Origin of the sequence: Streptomyces radicis (assembly GCF_003626575.1) — a bacterium.
Classification (GTDB): Bacteria; Actinomycetota; Actinomycetes; order Streptomycetales; family Streptomycetaceae; genus Streptomyces; species Streptomyces radicis.
The window spans coordinates 202390-218750 of the sequence record NZ_RBDY01000009.1 but is presented as its reverse complement, the minus strand read 5'-3'; the positions used below and the strand labels follow the sequence as shown (position 1 = coordinate 218750).

Genomic DNA, 16361 nt, shown 5'->3' with positions numbered 1-16361 from the left:
CGGGCTGCGTCTGAATCGACGCCGCGTGGGCGCGCGCCGGGCCCCCCGTTCCCCGGCCGCCCCCCCGCTCAGCCGAGGAACACCTGGCGCGACTGGTCGCGGCGCTGGTCGAACCACTCCTCGCCCTCCGTGGCCAGCGCCGCCAGGATGCGGAAGCCCGCCAGGATGCCCGAGGTCTCCAGGGCGAGCTCGCGTAGCCGCCCTGGGTTGGGGCTGCCCTCGGCGCCGAGCTTCTGGTGGTTCTCGACCTGGACCTCCAGGTTCTGCTGGTTGTTGAGCACGAGCCGCAGCACCTCCTGGAGCCCCGACGTCGTGCTGTCGAGGACGCCGACCGAGGACTTCTCACCGTCCGCGTGGCCCGTCGCGACGGTCTGGAGCACGACCGAGCTGATCGAGTCGAACCGGAAGACGAAGTCCTTGCGGCCCTGGTGCGTTCCCGACGCGAAGTCCACCTCCCAGGTGCTGACCCACACCCCGCTCGTCGTCAGCACGAACAGCCGCAGCCCGTAACGTGAGTACCGCGGCGGCCCGTTGGGCACCTTGGCGCGCACGCAGTCAGGCGCGCCCTCGAGCACGAAGAACGTGAACAGCACGCCCCTGCGCTCCATCCGGTGCTCGCGCAGCACGTCCCGCAGCAGATGCCGCTGGTCCAGGTCGAGCCAGCGGCCGAGCTCGGCGTCGGCGGGGCGGAAGGCGTTCAGGTGCTCGGCCCACGCGGCGTGCCTGACCTGCTCGTCGGCGAAGTCGGCGCGTTCGGTCTCGACCAGCTTCAGCTCGGCCGTCCTGCCGCTGACGCCGAAGACCAGCGTGGCCGCGGCGGCCCACAGACCGGCGACCAGGTACGCGCTCCCCTGGGACTGCGCCGACAGCAGCAGCACGGGCAGCGCGAGGGCGATCACGGCGAGCACCGCGCCGTTCCGCGTGCCGCGCCACTGGCTCCAGGCGTCGCCCGATGGCGGCGTGACCTTGCCGTCCGCCCACTCCTTCGCCGTCCTGGCGGCCCGCAGCTGAATCAGCCAGTCGAGGCCCTCGGGCGGACCGGCCTGCCAGTAGCGGATGGCGAGGGCGTCGGCGAGGTCCTCCTGGAGGTGCCGGGTGAGCTGTTGCCAGGACTCGGGGTTCAAAGAGCCCGGTCTGACCTCGGCGAACCGGACCGCGGCCAGCTCGGCCAGCCGGGCGCGGAACGCGAAGAACGAGCCCGCGACCGGCTTGCTCGGGAGCGCGGCGTTGTCGAGCACCGCCTTCAGGGGTCCTGGCACGGGCCGCTGAGGGCGCCGCTCCCGCAGCCACGGGGGCCTGCGCGCCTGGCGGGCCCGGCGCCGCAGCTCACGGGGCGCGTTCCGAAGCAGCAACACGAGGGCGGCGATCGCGGCGGACCCCCCGAGGACCAGCGCCACGCCGCCGTAGTTCTCCCCTCCCCCCGCCTCCGTCATGGTTTCGCCGGTGAACGGGTCGGTCGACGTGGTGCCGCCCGAGTCCCTGTTGAAGAACACGATCGCCAGGACCAGGCCCATCACCAGCAGGAGCGCGGCCGCGTAGAGCATGGCCGTGGTGGTCCCCCGGTCGCTCGGCCAGATCGACTTGACGGGCTCGGGCAGCGGCTGGAGCGGCAGCGGGTCAGGCGTGAAGAACAGCGGAACGCGCTCCGTCCTGTCCCCCGCCATGCGGTAGGCGTCGATCTCGGCCGACTCCTCGGCGCTGAGCGCCTCGCGCTCGACGCGCTGGGCGACATAGCGCAGATGGTCCTCGATCTCGGCGCGGCGGGCCTGGGGCAGCGCGCCGACGCGCTGGGCGAGGCCACGGTCCTCGGCGGCGTGGTCCGCGGCGGCGGCCGCGGCGGCTTTCGTGGCTCCCGGTGCGATCGCGGCGCGCAGCAGGTCGGCGACGACGTGCGCGGCCTCGGCGTACCCCGCGGCGTTCCCCGGCGGGTCGGCGGGCCATGCGCGGTCGACCCGTGTCACGGCGGTGCGCAGCGTGTGCCAGTCCTCGTCGGTCAGGTCCTCGGGCGAGCGGCGGCTGGTGACCACCAACATCCAGGAGTAGTAGACCTCCTGGGACTCGTAGCCGCGCTGGATGGCCTGCCCGACCAGCTCCTCGGCCCGGCCCCGCATGCCAGCGGCCAGGCAGCGCATGCCCTCGCGGAAGATCTGCTCGGGCGACGCCTTGGGGTCGGTGACGTACTGGTTGACGTACTGGTCGCCGTGCAGGACGCCGACGCCGCCGTGGCTGATGCCGCCGGTCAGCGCGCCGATGCCGGTGTTGGTGCCGATCGTGGGCCGGGCCGTGGACTGCGCCATGGGCCGGGCCTTTGACTGTGCCGTTGGCTGGGTCATCACTCACCTCGCAGCGTGTTGATGAGGTTCCGCACGGGCTCGGCGATGACGCCGATGCCCGTGACCAGCGCCCCGAGCTTGACCAGCGCGCGCACCAGCACGCCCCGGCTCTCCTCGTCCTCCGCGTCGGCGTACTCCTCCGCGGTGTCCAGCTCGCGCGACGCGTCCTGGTAGGTGCCCGCGTCGATGTCCCTGCGCGCCAGGGCGTCCTTCAACAGGGCGCGCAGCTCGTCGAGTTCGTGCCGCAGCTCCGCGTTCCCCGCCCCGTCGGGCGCGGCGGGGGCGCCGAACGTCTGGTGGACCGTTCCCTGCACCTGGCCGATCCCGCCGTCGTGGATGTCGCCGTAGAGCTGGCCGATGCCGGAGTTGTGCTGGATGAACGGCGTCGGCGGGGTGGCCGCGGCGGCGCGGCGGCCATCGTGCGCGGCGCCCGAACCACCGTGCGCGCCGGGCGCGTTGTCGGGCGCGCTTTCCGGCGCGAGCACCGGCGCGGGGTGGCCCGGCACGCGGATCCAGACGGTCTCGTTCTCGATCTCCTTGGCGTCGAACCTGACGGGCCGGTACTCGGTCGCGTCGATGCCCGGGTGATCGTGGCTGATCACCTTGCGGTGCCACTCGTCCGAGACGGCCACGACCAGCTCGGCCCCCTCGCTCGCGGCGAGCGCGTCGCGCAGCGGCTGGTGGTCCACGATGCGGCACGCGGTGTTGAGGTCGGCGCCGACCCAGCCCTGGTCGTCCGCGCCGACCTCGCCACCGTGCAGCGAGAGCCGCAGCCGAAGCGCGCCCTCCGCGCTGCTCGTCCTGGCGTGTGCCCGCAGCTGCTGGCGCAGCTGGTCGACGAACGGGCCGGTCACGTCCTCCTTGGGCACGGTCCCCGGCAGCAGCCAGAACACCCCGTCGCCGCGGTCCACGGGCGGCGGGCCCGCGCGGTGGTCGACGCCCGACGTCTCGAACGCCGCCTCAAGGATCCGCCGCAGCCGTTCGCGCAGCCACGACTGGACCGGGTTCCGCCGCCGCCCGAAGCCCTCGATGTCGACGACGAGAATCGTGTAGTACTCGTACTTGACGGTCATGGCGTTTCCTCACCCCTGTTCAACGCCCGCTCACGCTGGGACGGAACGGGCCGACGCCCCCCGTGCCGTGCACGTCGGCCCGTCCGTGTGCTTCAGGGATACCAACGCCGCGAGGGGCGCACAGCGTCAGATGACGCAATCACACAAGTGCCGTACGCCCCGGCGCGAAAGGTGCGTAGATCATGCGCCGTTCCAGCCGCCCAGGCGCTCCACGTCGGTCACCAGCGTGTGCCCGCGGCGGCGCACGATGAGCGCCTCGGCCTCGAGCGTCGCGAACGCGCGCACCAGGGACTCACGCGACGTGCCCGCCGCGCCCGCCAGCTCCCGCTGGTTGACCCGCACGGTCAACGCGCCCGGCAGCTCGGGGTCGGGCTCCCCGTGGCGCAGGGCCACCTCGGCGAGCACCCGGGCGATCCGCACCACCGCGGGGTAGGCGCCGTGCTCGGCCCGCAGCCGGTCGGAGTCGCGCAGCCGCGCGGCGACGCTGCGCAGCACGGCGAGCGCGAGGGCGCCGTGCGCGGACAGCAGCCGCCGGAACCGCTCCCCCGGCACCACCGTGCCCCGCACCCGCTCGAGGGCGGTGGCCGTCGCGGACCTCGGCATGCCGTCGAGACACGACAGCTCCCCCAGCAGCTCGCCAGGCCCGCGCACGGCCAGCACGCTGGTGTAGCCGTTCTCCAGCTCGGTGGTGATCTTGACCAGGCCCGCCTCGATCAGCACGACGTCCGTGGACGGCGCCCCCTCGGAGACGACGGCCTCCCCCCGCTCCCACACCCGCCCACGCCCCGCGCCATGGATGAGCCCCAACTGCTCGCGGCTGAACGCGTTCTGGCCGGTCATGGCACTCTCCCTCACGCGCTGCGCGTCGGTGCGGCCGACACCAGCGTAGGCCGCACGACGGCGGACAGCAGCGCCTCGGCACCGAACTCCCGAACAGCTTCGCCGGTGGACGAACCCCTCCACACTCCCCAGCCATGCCAACGCCGAGCCCGCCTCCCCGTCGGTCGGGGTGTGCCCGTGCCTTCGCTACCGCGTGGCGCGCTGGTGGCGCGTTCCCTCGTAACGTCTCGCGCGGGGTGGGATGAAGCCGGGGAGTTGGGAGATGTGGCGGCTGGCCCACAGGACGGTGAAGCAGCCCATGTGGAAGGACTCGCCCCCGTGGAAGCGCAGCAGCTTGCCGCCGCTGGCGAGCGCGCTCATGTCGCACACGGTGTAGGGCCGTCCTCCGACGACCAGTTGGTCACCTCGCTTGACCGTGGCGGCGGTGATCTCGATCGCCACCATCCCGGTGGGGTTCATCGCGCGATCACCGCCAGGGCGATGACGCTGACGAGGGCGCAGCCGACGACGACCTGCGCGACGATCTCCGCCCGCGACGGCGGGGGTTGGCGGAGGGCTGTCTCCCAGAAGGAGCGGGGCCGCAAGCCGGGTGGGTCGGCGCGCCAGACGGTGAGGGTGGTGCGGTGGGGCATGACGAACAGGTGGCCCGAGGTGAGCCCCAGTTTGATCCCGCCGTGGACGCGGGTGCGGGTGATGACCTTGAAGTGGCGCTCGCCGATGGTGAGTACGTCCCCGGTGAGGATCGTTCTCGGGGTCACCTCGACGCGTCGCGCATCCGTCGCGGACATCGCCGCATGTCGCTTCGGCGGGCGCTCGCCGTGCCGGTGGGACGGGGGCCAGAAGAGGAACGGCCAGAAGATGACGGGCTCCCAGACGTGGTGGGTGGGTGGGGGACGGGGGGTGGCCGCGTTCGATCGCGCCGTTCACCGCGCCTCCCGGACGGCGTGGCTCGCTCGTCGGGCGGCCTTCCGCAGTTGTGCGACGGTGGCGCGGGCCTCGTCGTGGGCGGCGTGCCGCTGGTCGGCGTCGAGCGTGCGGTCCTTCGTGCGGGCCACGGCCGCCAGCAGCCGCCCGATGGGCGCGGCGAGCACGGGTGACTCGCCCAACGGCGCGAGCGTGGCGACCAGTTCACCGGGAACGATCTCCGGGTACGTCAGCCGCGCCCCGTCGTGGCGCAGCGGGTGGAAGGCGAGCGGGATCAGCCGCTCGCGCGCCAGGCAGCGCGCGCACGCGCGATGCGTCCACCCGCCACCCGACCCGGCATGGTGCACCGCCACCACGGTCAACGGCGGCATCGTCGTCCCGCACGACGCACAGCGTTCGCTCACGACCCACCACCCGAACCCACGTGGGCGGCGCGGTCGCGCACCCGCTCCGGGCAGCCCAGACACAGAGCAAGCGGCACCGCGGGCGGGCAGTCCCGCCCGACGATCACCGTCGGCGGGTCATCGGACAACGGCGGCGGCGCGGGCTCGGGCGGGGGCGTGCGGGGGGGTAGACGCCATGGTTCGGCTCCAGTGACTGTCTCGGTGCTGACGGTCACAGCCTGCCGGGGTAACAGTGCTCCGACATTGCCCCGCTGACAATGCCAAGATCACCGAATCAGTTGACGCCCAGCAATCGCCGTGTTACACGCCGCTCCACTGTGCGAACGCCCTCAGCCGCGCGGACGGGCGCGGACGAGCGCGAAGCAACGTGCCCACCGTCTCGTGCACACCCGGGTGGTACCGGGTCAACTGCGGCGCCACCTCGCGAGCCGCGTACAGCGAGTCGAGGGCGTCACCGTGCCGTGCAGCCCACGTCTCCGACTTCGCCTTGCCCACCCAGAACCCGGCCGCCCTCGTCGGCGTGTAGTCCTCCGGCAGTCGGACTCCCGCCGCGATGTTCAACGCCTCCTCGTGCTCGTCGCGCGCGGCTGCGGTGGCCATCTTGTTCAACGCCACGTTGAGCGGGCCGAACGCCATTGCGTAGTCGGTCGTTTCCCCCGTGCCGTCCGCCAACTCCTCAGCCTGGCCAAGCCAGTCGTCCTGCTCGTTCTGCTCGGCCGACAGGACCGACGCGCGCAGTTGAAGAGTGCCGCGGACCGCACGGGTCGCGAGGGTGCCGTCATCGTCCAGGTCGCGAAGCGCCCGCTTCATCAGCGCCACACCTCGATCCGGACGCCCGCTCACAGCGTGGGTGATCTGCGCACGCTCGTACCTCTCGACGGCGAGCTGACGCGGATCGCCGGATTGCGGAGCGGCGACCGCCATCCGTGACAGTGCCAGCCGGGACAAGTCCATGAACCCCAGCCGGTAGGCGATGATCGCGGCTGTCCGCGCCACCTCGGCCTGTACCGCATGGGCTCGCTCTCGATCGTGCCCAGGCCGATCGTGGATCTCGGCGGCCAACGCGGACTCGACGATCAGGCCCGGCAGATCGGCCGCGATCTCCGCGAACTCGGTGCGTACCCGCAGGTCAACCATGCGGCGCATGGCCGATTCCAGCACGTCCAGCGACCGCGGCGGCGGCTCGTCCTCCGGAGGCAGGTCCCAGCTGTGCAGAGCGCTGCTGATGGGCGATAGCAGGGCGTCCAGCTGGTCCCGCTGGAGCATGTGGATATACGGCTGCCCTCTGAGGACATCAGCACCCACGCCAAGCGCACGGGCAACCGAGGCCACGGTACTTGGCGACGCGTAGCGCTTCCCGTTCTCCACACGAGAGAGCTGGGATGGAGAGACATGCGCGCGGCGCCCGAGTTCGGAGAGTGAGAACCCGCGGATCTGGCGGATCTCCTGAATGCGCGCGCCGATTCCTCTGCCCTTCGGAGGCGTGGCAGTGCGGTCGTGCATACTGACCTCGCGTGTGCTGTTATCGACCTCGATACTCGAACGGTACTCCCGGGTGCGCGCCGGGAAACAGCGAACAGCCCCTTCATCACCTCAAGTTCCAGGAAAACGAGAAGGCGTCGGTCGCGGCGTTCGAGCTGGTGCGCGAGAGGTTCACGCTGGGCGCCGTGCTTGATGCGCTGGAGCGCGTATACGCGAAGGTGCGCGGGGCGGGGACGACGGCGCGGCGTGACCGCGGGGTCAGCGACGCCTCGACGCTGAACTCCCGGACGGCGCTTCGCCGGTGGGCCCCGACGCGCCTCCCGGAGTGCGGCCAGCGCCGGGTGCTCGGTCGACAACTCGGCCGCGTTGAGGCGGAGATCGCGCGGACGCCGGTGCGCGCCTGTGGCGAACGTGACGCATCGTCGAGGTGAAGTGCCCGTAGGTGGTCAACGCCGACGCTCTCAGCACTTCGCGGCCCCCGGCCCACGCGAACTCCTCTATACTCCTCAGCCGTGTCAACGCTGAGTCCACCCGATCCCCCGGCCCACGCAGAGCCGCACCCGGCAGGTCACGAAACGGCAAAGCGCCGCTAGAACGCCAGGTCACGAGGTGTCCTCCCCGCGCGAGCGGGGGTGTTCCGGCAGGTCATCGGAAATGTAGAGGCTGAATCGGGTCCTCCCCGCGCGAGCGGGGGTGTTCCGCCCCCGATCGGGCGAGGGGCCCAACCGGGGGAGTCCTCCCCGCGCGAGCGGGGGTGTTCCGACCTGCTCGGCATGCAACGGTCAGGGGGCCCAGTCCTCCCCGCGCGAGCGGGGGTGCTCCGATGAGCAGGATCGAGAACGGCCGCCTGACGATCCGACGCCTCGAACTCGAGGCGCTGCTCGGGCTCTGCGGCGTGACGGACGAGGCGACGGTGGCCGCGTTGACCGCCATGCCGCGGCAGGCCCGCCAGAAGAGCTGGTGGCATCAGTCCAGCCAGGACCTCGACCCGGACTTCGAGGAACGGCTCAACGTGGAGGACGGCGCGGCCAGGCTGCACTTCTTCCAGCCGCTCCTCGTGCACTGCCTCCTTCAGACCCCCGAATACGCCGAGGCGACCATGCGCAACGCCTGGCCTTCCGCATCACGGGAGGAGATCGGGACGTGGGTGTCCGAGTGGCTACGGGCGGACGCCCTTCCGTTCGCCGTCTGCCGCTGTGGCTTGTCTCGTCGGGGTGCGGGTCAGTGATGGCACCTACGGGAGGGGGGCGCCGGGTGACCGGCCGTCCCGGTAAACGGTCGGTCTCGTCGTTGGCCAGGACCGTTCGCCGAACGGGCGCAGCCGCGAAGGGCTTGCGGGCGGCCGTTTTCCCGGTGGTCGGCTGAGGTGGCGCGCACCCTTCGGGCCTGCCCTGGCCGCCCGAAGCGTTTTCATTCCTCGCGCACGATGAGCTCAGGTAGCGGGCCGGTCCTTATCTGCGGCTTATGCCGGGGCGGATGCTCTTCTGAAACGGCGCACACTTTGTGTTGAACAGAACGTGCCCCGTTTCAGAAGAGACCCCGCCCTCGTGTAAGCGATGGATAAGCGCCGGGCCCGCTACCTGAACTCCCCGACTCGCCAAGGCCCTGGAGGCGTCCCTGACCATCACCCTCGACGACGACTCGTCCTTCTCCTTCACCCCCCTCGCCGCCGCATAGGGGCACCGGCGACGGCCACACGGCTGCCAGCCGCGAGCCGCGGATAAGCACCGGCGCGCTACATCAGCTCGTCGGACATCAAGAATGAAAACGCTTCGGGCGGCCAGGGCAGGCCCGAAGGGTGCGCGCCACCGCAACCGACCACCGGGAAAGCGGCCGCCCGCAAACCCTTCGCGGCCGCGCCCGTTCGGCGAACGGTCCCGGCCCAAGAACAAACAGCCCGGTGACCGAGGCGGCCGCTCACCCGACGCCCCCCTCCCGTAGATGCCGATCTCCGACCCGCGCCCCGACGACACAAAGAGCCCGGCGGACGGCGAACACCACCGGACCCTCCGTGGCCGCCGCCTGAGGGCCTCGAAGATCCCGCACAGAAAAGCGCAGCGCAAGACGCCCGGCCAGGGAACAACAACACACCCCGACCGGACGCCCGCGTCGAACGACAGCGGCGAGAAACGCCGTTGCTACTCCTCCGCCCCGAACAGGTGCGTGTACGTGGCGAGGGCGATGGCGATGTCCGCCTGGGCCCAGAAGCGGTGGTACTCGAACGTCGGCACCTCGCCGCCGTTCAGATACGCCTCGACCTGCGGCCAGTTCTCGTCGTCCTCGTAGAACGTGCGGATCGAGGAGAAGGTCGAACCCTGCTCGATCGGGTCACCGTTGGGCATCGTGCCGGTCCAGCCCGCGGGGATGTAGATCTCGTCGGCGAAGCGCGCGTAGTCCTCGCGCGGCTCGGGGACGGAGATGCCCTGCCCGTCCTGGAGCGCGAGCAGCGCGTCGAGCAGCCCCGACGCCGTCTCCTGCGCCGCGGTGTCACCGCTGGCCGCGGCGTAGAACGACAGCGCGTTGGCCAGCGAGCCGGTCACGCCGACGTCCTGCGAGTACGCCGTGACCTCGACATGCAGGCCCGCGTTGTCGCCCGGGCTCGCCGGGTCCCAGGTGTCGGGGGCGCCGGTCCACTCCAGGGTGGCCGGGATCTGGAAGTCCCCGCCCTCGCCGATGGTGACCTCGCTCACGACCCAGTCGGCCCACTTGTCGAGGACCGCACCGGCACGCTCGTCGCTCGTCGTGTAGTAGTACTCGGCGAGCCGCTGCATCGACCACGCCTGCATGCCGAACCAGCGGTTCGACGGCGGGTCGTGGTAGACGGGCTGCTCGTCGTAGAACATCCCGTAGAACGTCGGCGTACCGGCCGGGGGTTCGCCGTAGTGGCCCTCCCAGCTGTTGGTCGCGCCACCCGCGATCGCGCCCTCGGCGGACTGGAGCCACGTGTAGAACTCGATCATCCGCTCGAGGCTGTTGCCCCAGTCGTCCACCGCGGTGGGCGACTGCGGCTGGAGCGCCGCGTCGCTGGACAGGACGTGCGCGGCCATCGGGTTCTGGTAGCCGAAGTGCGCGTAGCTGGAGCCGATGCGCCAGGCCCACGGGGCCGAGGTGTCGAGCGCGCCGCCCCAGGCGTAGTACCAGGACATCAGCTGGTGGTTGCTGCTCTTGCCGCTGCCCGCGGGGCAGTCCGACGGGCCGACGCAGTCGCCGATCTCCTTGAAGTACTTGTCGTACATGGAGTAGCGCAGATAGTCGCCCATCATCGCGGCCTTCTCGACCGTCGCGGCGACCTGGCTCGCGTTGCCCTGCTCGCCCGCCCAGACGTTGGCCCAGTAGGCCGCCTGGACCGCGCGGGCGTCGGCGTCAGGCGCGTTGGTGTAACGCCACTGCTGCGAGTACGCCTCGTCCCCGGTGAACAGGTCGAGGAAGCCGTTCTCGCCGCCGGAGCTGAAGTCGTCGCACGACGGGTGCGTGACGGTCTCCCAGGTCGACTCCTGCGGGCCGCGCTGGAAGGTGTTGATGAAGGTCGGATCACCGGCGGTGCCACCGCAGGCCGCGCCGTAGCCATAGACGTCGTCCACGTCCTGGAGCCAGTGCATGCCGTAGATGTCGTCGGTGCCGTACGTCGACGCGAGCTCGTCGGCGAGCGGGTCCTGGCCCACCGGCACGTCCGGGTCCATCGGCGCCGGGTAGTCCTCGGGGCTCGTGGACTCCGGCGCGTAGGTGGCGGGCGACGAGGGGTTGTACCCGCTGTTGGTCGGCTGCTCGTCCGAGCTGGGGATCATCCACTCTTCCATGAGCGCCCAGGAGTCGTTGAACGGCCCCCAGTCACCGGTGACCTGGCCATACTGCGCCTCGAGCCAGATGAGGTACGAGTACGCCTCCGACGTCGTCTCGTGCCCGTGGTCGGGCGCCTCGACGATCATCGTCTCGACCGAGTGGTAGGGGATGCCCTCGTCCGAGAAGTACCCGTTGGCCGGGTCCTTGATCGTCTCGTACAGGGTGAGGAACTGCTCCTCGTACTGGAGGAGTTCGGGCTCGTCGCCGAAGGGCGAGCTGGCGTTGCCCTGGGCTGCCGCGGTGAGACCGAGCGGCAGGGAAAGGGCGACGGCACCGGCGACCCAGAGGCGCCGGGACGTGCGATGTCTTGTTCTGGTCGGGATCTCGATGGCTGATCCACGGCGGATCCGCATCGTGTCCTCCTCGCGGCTCGTGGGGGTGAGGAGCGGTTCGGACCAGTGGGAGCGCTCCCAAGCTTTGGGCAATGGACTGCACACGTCAAGTGGCGCGACAAATCCCGCTCCTGCGTGGCAGGTCAGCGGTAATTTCTCGAACGACCCCTTGGCGAAACGGGTCGTTGTGGCCTACGGTCCATTCAACCAGTGGGAGCGGTCCCAAACTGTCAGGCGCCGGGGACGGCGCGCTGTGACGACCCGGAGCCGCTCCGAGCATGCACCCCCACAACCCCCACATACCCCCACACACCTCCCAGGTGCTCCGTTGAACGAGCAGTGGCGAGAAACCCCCGTGCCCTCGGCCGGGCGCGCTCCGGCGCCCCGGCCGCGGAGACCCCTCATCGGTCTGTCCTCCGGTCCCGCCCGTGGCCGGTGGCATCAGCACGTGTGGACATGCGGCGGGACCCGTGGAGACATCTCGGCAGTGGCCGCCGGGTCGCCATGGCGGCCTGTCCCCGAGCCGCGACGGCATCCGACGCCGTTCGGCATCGGCCGTACGCAACCATCCGGAGGATCAACAGCGATGAGCCGCACCAACCCCCCACCCCGTCGATCGCGCCGCAGGGCGTATCTGGTCGCCGGCGCCCTGGTCGGGGCCGCCGCCATGACCGTGAGCACGCTGAGCACCGCGTCGGCGGGCGATGACCCGCAGGTGTTGCAGCGCGTCGACAACCCGTACGCGGGCGCCCAGCTCTACGTCAACCCCGACTGGTCCGCCGCGGCCACCGAGGGCGGCGGCGCCGCGATCGCCGACCAGCCCACCGCGGTGTGGCTGGACAGCAGGGCCGCCATCGAGGGCGGCTCCGCGGGCTCGAACACCATGGGCCTGCGCGAGCACCTGGACGAGGCGGTCGCCCAGGGCGCCGACGCGATCCAGATCGTCACCTACAACCTCCCGGGCCGCGACTGCGCCGCGCTCGCCTCCAACGGCGAGCTGGGCCCGGAGGAGATCGACGTCTACAAGACCGAGTTCATCGATCCCATCAACGCGATCGTGTCGGACCCGGCCTACGCCGGACTCCGCATCATCAACATCGTGGAGATCGACTCGCTGCCGAACCTCATCACCAACGTCGGCAGCCGCGAGACCGCCACCCCCGAGTGCGACGAGATGCTGGCCAACGGCAACTACGTCGAGGGCGTGGGCTACAACGTCGCCACGCTCGGCGACAACGAGAACGTCTACAACTACATCGACATCGGCCACCACGGCTGGATCGGCTGGGAGGACAACTTCCAGGCCACCGCCGACCTGTTGTTCGAGGCGGCCAACGCCGGGGGCGCCACCCCCGACGACGTCGCGGGCTTCGCGGCCAACACCGCCAACTACAGCGCGACGGTGGAGGAGAACTTCGCCATCGGCGACACGATCAACGGGCAGCCGATCCGCGGCGAGAGCTCGTGGATCGACTGGAACAACTACGTCGACGAGCAGTCGTTCGCCCAGGACTTCGCCAGCGTCGCGGCCCCGGCCGCCGGCTTCCCCCAGGGCCTCGGCGTGGTCATCGACACCTCGCGCAACGGCTGGGGCGGCCCCGACCGCCCGAGCGGTCCCGGCCCGGAGACCTCCGCCGACGAGTACGTCGACGGCGGCCGTTACGACCGCAGGATCCACCTCGGCAACTGGTGCAACCAGTCGGGTGCGGGCCTCGGCGAGCGCCCCGCCGCCGCCCCCGCGGCCAACATCGACGCCTACGCGTGGGTCAAGCCCCCGGGGGAGTCGGACGGTTCGAGCGAGGAGATCCCGAACGACGAGGGCAAGGGCTTCGACCGGATGTGCGACCCCACCTACGAGGGGAACCCGCGCAACCAGAACAACCCGTCGGGCGCCCTGCCGGACGCCCCGATCTCGGGTCACTGGTTCCAGGCCCAGTTCGAGGAGCTGCTGGCGAACGCCTACCCGCCCCTGTGATCTGACGGTCTCAGCGATCCGGCGGTCTCCGTCCCTCGAGACGGAGGGGACGGATCGGATCGGATCGGCGTGACACCCCCCACGCGCCCGCCCCCGGTGCCCGCCAGGCACCGGGGGCGCGGTGCCGTCCTCAACGCCCCTGGTCAGTCGGTGCGTTGAACGTCGCGGTACTCCTCGCAGCTCTCATGGCCCTCGCCCTCGGCGCCCCCGTCCCGGTCGACGTAGTGGACGCGGAGGAGGCGCCCGGCCTCCGGGCCCTCATCGACCTCGTCGATGTCGACCGCGTCATAGGCACCGTCCTGGCGCACACCGAGCGCGGCGGCGTGCTGCTCCCCGATCGTGGGCGCGCCCTCGGCCCACGCGCTCTCGCGCGCCTCGTCGTTGAGGGGCTCCGCTTCAACGGCGGCGCCGTTCTCCACGGTGATGCGCCACGCGCCCCTCGACGCGGCGCCGCACTCCCCGTCGAACAGCTCCAGCGTGTAGGCGTAGTCGTCGGGCTCGCGCCAGGAGGCCCCCGCCCCGTCGCCGCACCCGGCGAGCGCGAGCACGGCCGACGTGAGCGCGGCGAGCACGGCAAGCGCGGACGCGGCGGCGCGGCGGCGCCCGTTTCCTCTTCTCCCTGTCATGTGTCTCCCTGTCATGTATCAGGGACGGAGAAGCGGGCCCGAACGTTCGGCCGCGCCGCCCTCCACTTTCGGCAACGGCCAGCGCCTGGCGCCGAACTGGGTCACGGTCACCAGCGTCCCGCCGTCGGGCGAGAGCGCCACCGCGCCGTCAGCCCGCCCGAACGGCACCTCGGCGACGACCGTTCCGCCGCGCGCCTCCCACACCGCGCCCCAGCCGTGGCTGCCGGGGAAGTACGCGAGGGGGCCACGGGTGGCCGACCAGACGAGCGCCCCGTCGGGCTGGTCGTGCATCGGCAGGTCGGGCACGGCGAGCCGGGGGCGTTCCGCCTCTTCCCCCGCCGCGCCGCCCAACGGCAGCAGCCACAGCGCGGCATGGCCGCGGTCGGTCGCGCCCGCCACGGCCAGCTCACGCCCTCCGGGGGCGAACGCGAGCCCGGTGATCTGGCGCAGCCCCGCGGGCTCGGCCCGCAGCACGGCCGCGCCGGTCGCCACGTCGCGGACGACGACGTGGCTGACCGCGTCCTTGGCGCCGAGCGCGACCCGCGCGCCCGCGCGGTCGAGCGCCGCGGCCTCCATCCGCACCCCACGCCAGTGCCCGGGGCGCGCCTCGGGCTCCTCGATCGTCCGCACCACGTCGCCCGTCGCCACGTCGATGACGGTGACCGCGCCCGCCGTGTGCAGCGCGCACGCCAGCCGGGAGCCGTCGCCGCTGAACGCCAGCCGCAGGCGTTCCTCCCCGTGCGGCGCGGTCGGCGGCAGGGCGTGGCGCCAGCGCGTGGTGGCGCCCGGCACGTCGTCGAGCACGACGCACGACTCCTCGCCGAGCAGCGCCCTGGCCAGCGCGGAGCCGTCGGGGGCGAAGGCCAGATCGGTGAGATAGGCCGCGTCGGCGACGCGCGGCAGCGTGGCGACGCGGGGGTCGGGCGAGGCGTCCCACGCGCACAGGATCTGCGGGCGGTCGGCCGAGTCGCGGTCGAGCTTGGCGCCGAACGCCAGGGCGCGCGCGTCATCGGCGACCGCCGCCACGGGTATGGACCAGTGGGAGCACGGCAGTTGGGGGGCGCCCACGGGGGCGCCCACCAGCGCGGCGGGGAGCCCGGTGAGCAGCACGCGCCCCGGGCCCGGCTCGGGCGCCGGGGCGGGGGCGTCGCCCGGCGGGGCGAGCCCCGCGAGGAACCACGCCTCGATCTCGTCCTGCACGGTGACCAGCGCGGTGCCGTCGGGGGTGAACGCCCCGATGGCCGAGGCCGGATCGGCCCACAGCGTCCGCCCCTCGCCGTCGAACAGGAGCGAGCCGAAGTCCGCGCCGACGAACCCGTGGGGACCGGCCGCGGTCCAGCTGGCGCGCGTGGTCAGGGCGGCGCTCGGCGCGTCCGCGTCGAGGCCCTCGGCAAAGCCCTCGGGGCGCAGCAACGCCCCTGGCTCCAGGGTCAGCTCGTCGTCGGACGAGCGGCGCGCGGTCAGCAGCCGCGCGGCGGGGCAGGCCGCGGTCGCGAGCCCGGCGCGTTCGGGGGCCCCGCCCACCGCGCCGCCGACCGCGAACACCCCGCGCCCGTCGGGCGCCACGGCCAGCGCGCCGACCGAGGTGAGCCCGGTCTCGGCGGTCGCGAGCACCGCGCCCGTCACCACCTCGCGCGCCACCACGCGCCCCGCGGGGCCCGCGTGCACCAGCAGCCGCCCCTCTCCGTCGAGCGCCACGGGGCCGAACGCGTCCTGCCCCTCGGGCACCCGCAGCAGCACCTTGCCCGTGGCCACCTCGATCACCGCGACCACATCGGTCGAGCCGGTCCCGACGGCCAGCCGCTCCCCGTCGCCGGAGAACGCGAACCGCACCACGTCGTCGCGCCCGAAGCACACGTCGTCGTCCTCGTCGCCCAGCCACGGGCGGACCTGCCACAACGGCTCGCCCGTCGCCGCCGACCAGGCGTGCCACGCGCCCTCGACGGCCGTCACCACCGTGGCGCCGTCCGGGCTGACGGCGATGTCGTACGCCTCGTCGTCGTACTCGCCGCCGGAGAGGTACCACACCAGCGGGGCGTCCCTCGTGGTGTGCCAGCGGACGATGTCGCCGCCGTTGTGGTGCCACTCCGCCGCGGCGGCGAGCGCGAGCCAGCGCAGCCCGGGCGGCGCGGCGACCGCACTCGCGCCGCTGACGAAGTACGCGCCCTCGCTGCCGTCCGCGTCCTCGCGGTCGTCCTCGACCGGGACGGGGACCGTGCCGGTCTCCACGCTGTCGAGGCGCCCGAGGCGGCGGGTGCCCGCGAGCGCGTGGCACGGGCGGACGTCCCCCGCGACCCAGCGGGCCCACCAGCCGTCCGGCATCGGGCGCTGCCCGGCGGGCCAGCGCAGCACGCGCGGCGCCACGGCGGCGAGCGCCGCGTCGTCGAGCCCTTCGAGCAGGCGGCAGATCTCCCGCCAGCCCGCCTCGCTCGGCCGGGCGGCGAGCAGGGTGTCCAACGGTGTCATCGCGTCGTTCCTCGCCATGTCGTTCGTCGCCCCGTTCCCCGGCGCCCCGTTGTCCATCACCCGTCC

At 72.4% G+C, this 16361-nt stretch carries 12 protein-coding genes and 1 pseudogene; 3 read left to right on the top strand and 10 right to left on the bottom strand.

The window, feature by feature from the left end:
• Positions 1 to 68 precede the first annotated feature (68 nt).
• The 7 genes from D7318_RS15205 to D7318_RS15175 all read right to left on the bottom strand — a co-directional run bounded on the left by D7318_RS15205 (position 69) and on the right by D7318_RS15175 (position 7077).
• Entirely contained in the window at positions 69 to 2297 is a 2229-nt protein-coding gene (locus tag D7318_RS15205; protein ID WP_120697617.1) for a hypothetical protein, read from the bottom strand.
• Between the two features lie 35 nt (positions 2298 to 2332).
• Positions 2333 to 3406: a hypothetical protein gene (locus tag D7318_RS15200; RefSeq protein ID WP_120697616.1), complete on the bottom strand. Its 1074-nt coding sequence runs from the start codon at positions 3404 to 3406 to the stop codon at positions 2333 to 2335.
• A 180-nt stretch (positions 3407 to 3586) separates the two neighbouring features.
• Positions 3587 to 4246 carry a Crp/Fnr family transcriptional regulator gene (locus D7318_RS15195; RefSeq protein ID WP_120697615.1) on the bottom strand — a complete coding sequence of 220 codons (660 nt, stop codon included), beginning with the start codon at positions 4244 to 4246 and terminating at the stop codon, positions 3587 to 3589.
• Between the two features lie 186 nt (positions 4247 to 4432).
• A complete protein-coding gene (locus tag D7318_RS15190; RefSeq protein WP_147437707.1) occupies positions 4433 to 4705 on the bottom strand; it encodes a hypothetical protein in 273 nt (90 codons plus the stop codon).
• On the bottom strand, positions 4702 to 5034 hold the full coding sequence (locus D7318_RS15185) for a hypothetical protein (protein WP_120697613.1): 333 nt from the start codon (positions 5032 to 5034) through the stop codon (positions 4702 to 4704). Before D7318_RS15185 ends, D7318_RS15190 begins: the two co-directional genes overlap by 4 nt.
• A 135-nt stretch (positions 5035 to 5169) precedes the next feature.
• Positions 5170 to 5574, bottom strand: a complete 405-nt coding sequence (locus tag D7318_RS15180; RefSeq protein WP_147437706.1) for a hypothetical protein — start codon at positions 5572 to 5574, stop codon at positions 5170 to 5172.
• 300 nt (positions 5575 to 5874) lie between these two features.
• Positions 5875 to 7077 (bottom strand): helix-turn-helix domain-containing protein, encoded by a 1203-nt coding sequence (locus D7318_RS15175; RefSeq protein WP_120697611.1) that lies wholly within the window; start codon positions 7075 to 7077, stop codon positions 5875 to 5877.
• Positions 7078 to 7088: 11 nt separating this feature from the next.
• Here D7318_RS15175 and D7318_RS15170 point away from each other — a divergent pair, with 11 nt between their 5' ends.
• Positions 7089 to 7487, top strand: a complete 399-nt coding sequence (locus D7318_RS15170) for a hypothetical protein (RefSeq protein WP_147437704.1) — start codon at positions 7089 to 7091, stop codon at positions 7485 to 7487.
• Between the two features lie 392 nt (positions 7488 to 7879).
• Complete coding sequence (locus tag D7318_RS32435; protein WP_147437702.1) at positions 7880 to 8284, top strand: Scr1 family TA system antitoxin-like transcriptional regulator; 405 nt, start codon at positions 7880 to 7882, stop codon at positions 8282 to 8284.
• Positions 8285 to 9194: 910 nt separating this feature from the next.
• Here D7318_RS32435 and D7318_RS15165 read toward each other — a convergent pair.
• A pseudogene (locus tag D7318_RS15165) lies at positions 9195 to 11213 on the bottom strand (glycoside hydrolase family 48 protein); the annotation flags it as partial.
• A gap of 601 nt (positions 11214 to 11814) precedes the next feature.
• Between D7318_RS15165 and D7318_RS15160 the strand changes: the two are divergent.
• The gene (locus D7318_RS15160) at positions 11815 to 13203 is read left to right on the top strand and encodes a glycoside hydrolase family 6 protein (protein WP_120697608.1); all 1389 of its coding nucleotides are present in this window, start codon (positions 11815 to 11817) and stop codon (positions 13201 to 13203) included.
• Between the two features lie 143 nt (positions 13204 to 13346).
• Here D7318_RS15160 and D7318_RS15155 read toward each other — a convergent pair whose 3' ends face one another.
• On the bottom strand, positions 13347 to 13829 hold the full coding sequence (locus tag D7318_RS15155; RefSeq protein ID WP_147437700.1) for a hypothetical protein: 483 nt from the start codon (positions 13827 to 13829) through the stop codon (positions 13347 to 13349).
• An 18-nt stretch (positions 13830 to 13847) separates the two neighbouring features.
• The gene (locus D7318_RS15150) at positions 13848 to 16352 is read right to left on the bottom strand and encodes a WD40 repeat domain-containing protein (RefSeq protein ID WP_120697606.1); all 2505 of its coding nucleotides are present in this window, start codon (positions 16350 to 16352) and stop codon (positions 13848 to 13850) included.
• Positions 16353 to 16361: the final 9 nt, after the last annotated feature.

Excerpts from the sequence above, each read along its gene's own strand:
- D7318_RS15205 (WP_120697617.1), bottom strand. The coding sequence starts at position 2,297 with ATGGCGCAGTCCACGGCCCGGCCCACGATCGGCACCAACACCGGCATC.
- D7318_RS15200 (WP_120697616.1), bottom strand. The coding sequence starts at position 3,406 with ATGACCGTCAAGTACGAGTACTACACGATTCTCGTCGTCGACATCGAG.
- D7318_RS15195 (WP_120697615.1), bottom strand. The coding sequence starts at position 4,246 with ATGACCGGCCAGAACGCGTTCAGCCGCGAGCAGTTGGGGCTCATCCAT.
- D7318_RS15190 (WP_147437707.1), bottom strand. The coding sequence starts at position 4,705 with ATGAACCCCACCGGGATGGTGGCGATCGAGATCACCGCCGCCACGGTC.
- D7318_RS15185 (WP_120697613.1), bottom strand. The coding sequence starts at position 5,034 with ATGTCCGCGACGGATGCGCGACGCGTCGAGGTGACCCCGAGAACGATC.
- D7318_RS15175 (WP_120697611.1), bottom strand. The coding sequence starts at position 7,077 with ATGCACGACCGCACTGCCACGCCTCCGAAGGGCAGAGGAATCGGCGCG.
- D7318_RS32435 (WP_147437702.1), top strand. The coding sequence starts at position 7,880 with ATGAGCAGGATCGAGAACGGCCGCCTGACGATCCGACGCCTCGAACTC.
- D7318_RS15160 (WP_120697608.1), top strand. The coding sequence starts at position 11,815 with ATGAGCCGCACCAACCCCCCACCCCGTCGATCGCGCCGCAGGGCGTAT.
- D7318_RS15155 (WP_147437700.1), bottom strand. The coding sequence starts at position 13,829 with ATGACAGGGAGAAGAGGAAACGGGCGCCGCCGCGCCGCCGCGTCCGCG.
- D7318_RS15150 (WP_120697606.1), bottom strand. The coding sequence starts at position 16,352 with ATGGACAACGGGGCGCCGGGGAACGGGGCGACGAACGACATGGCGAGG.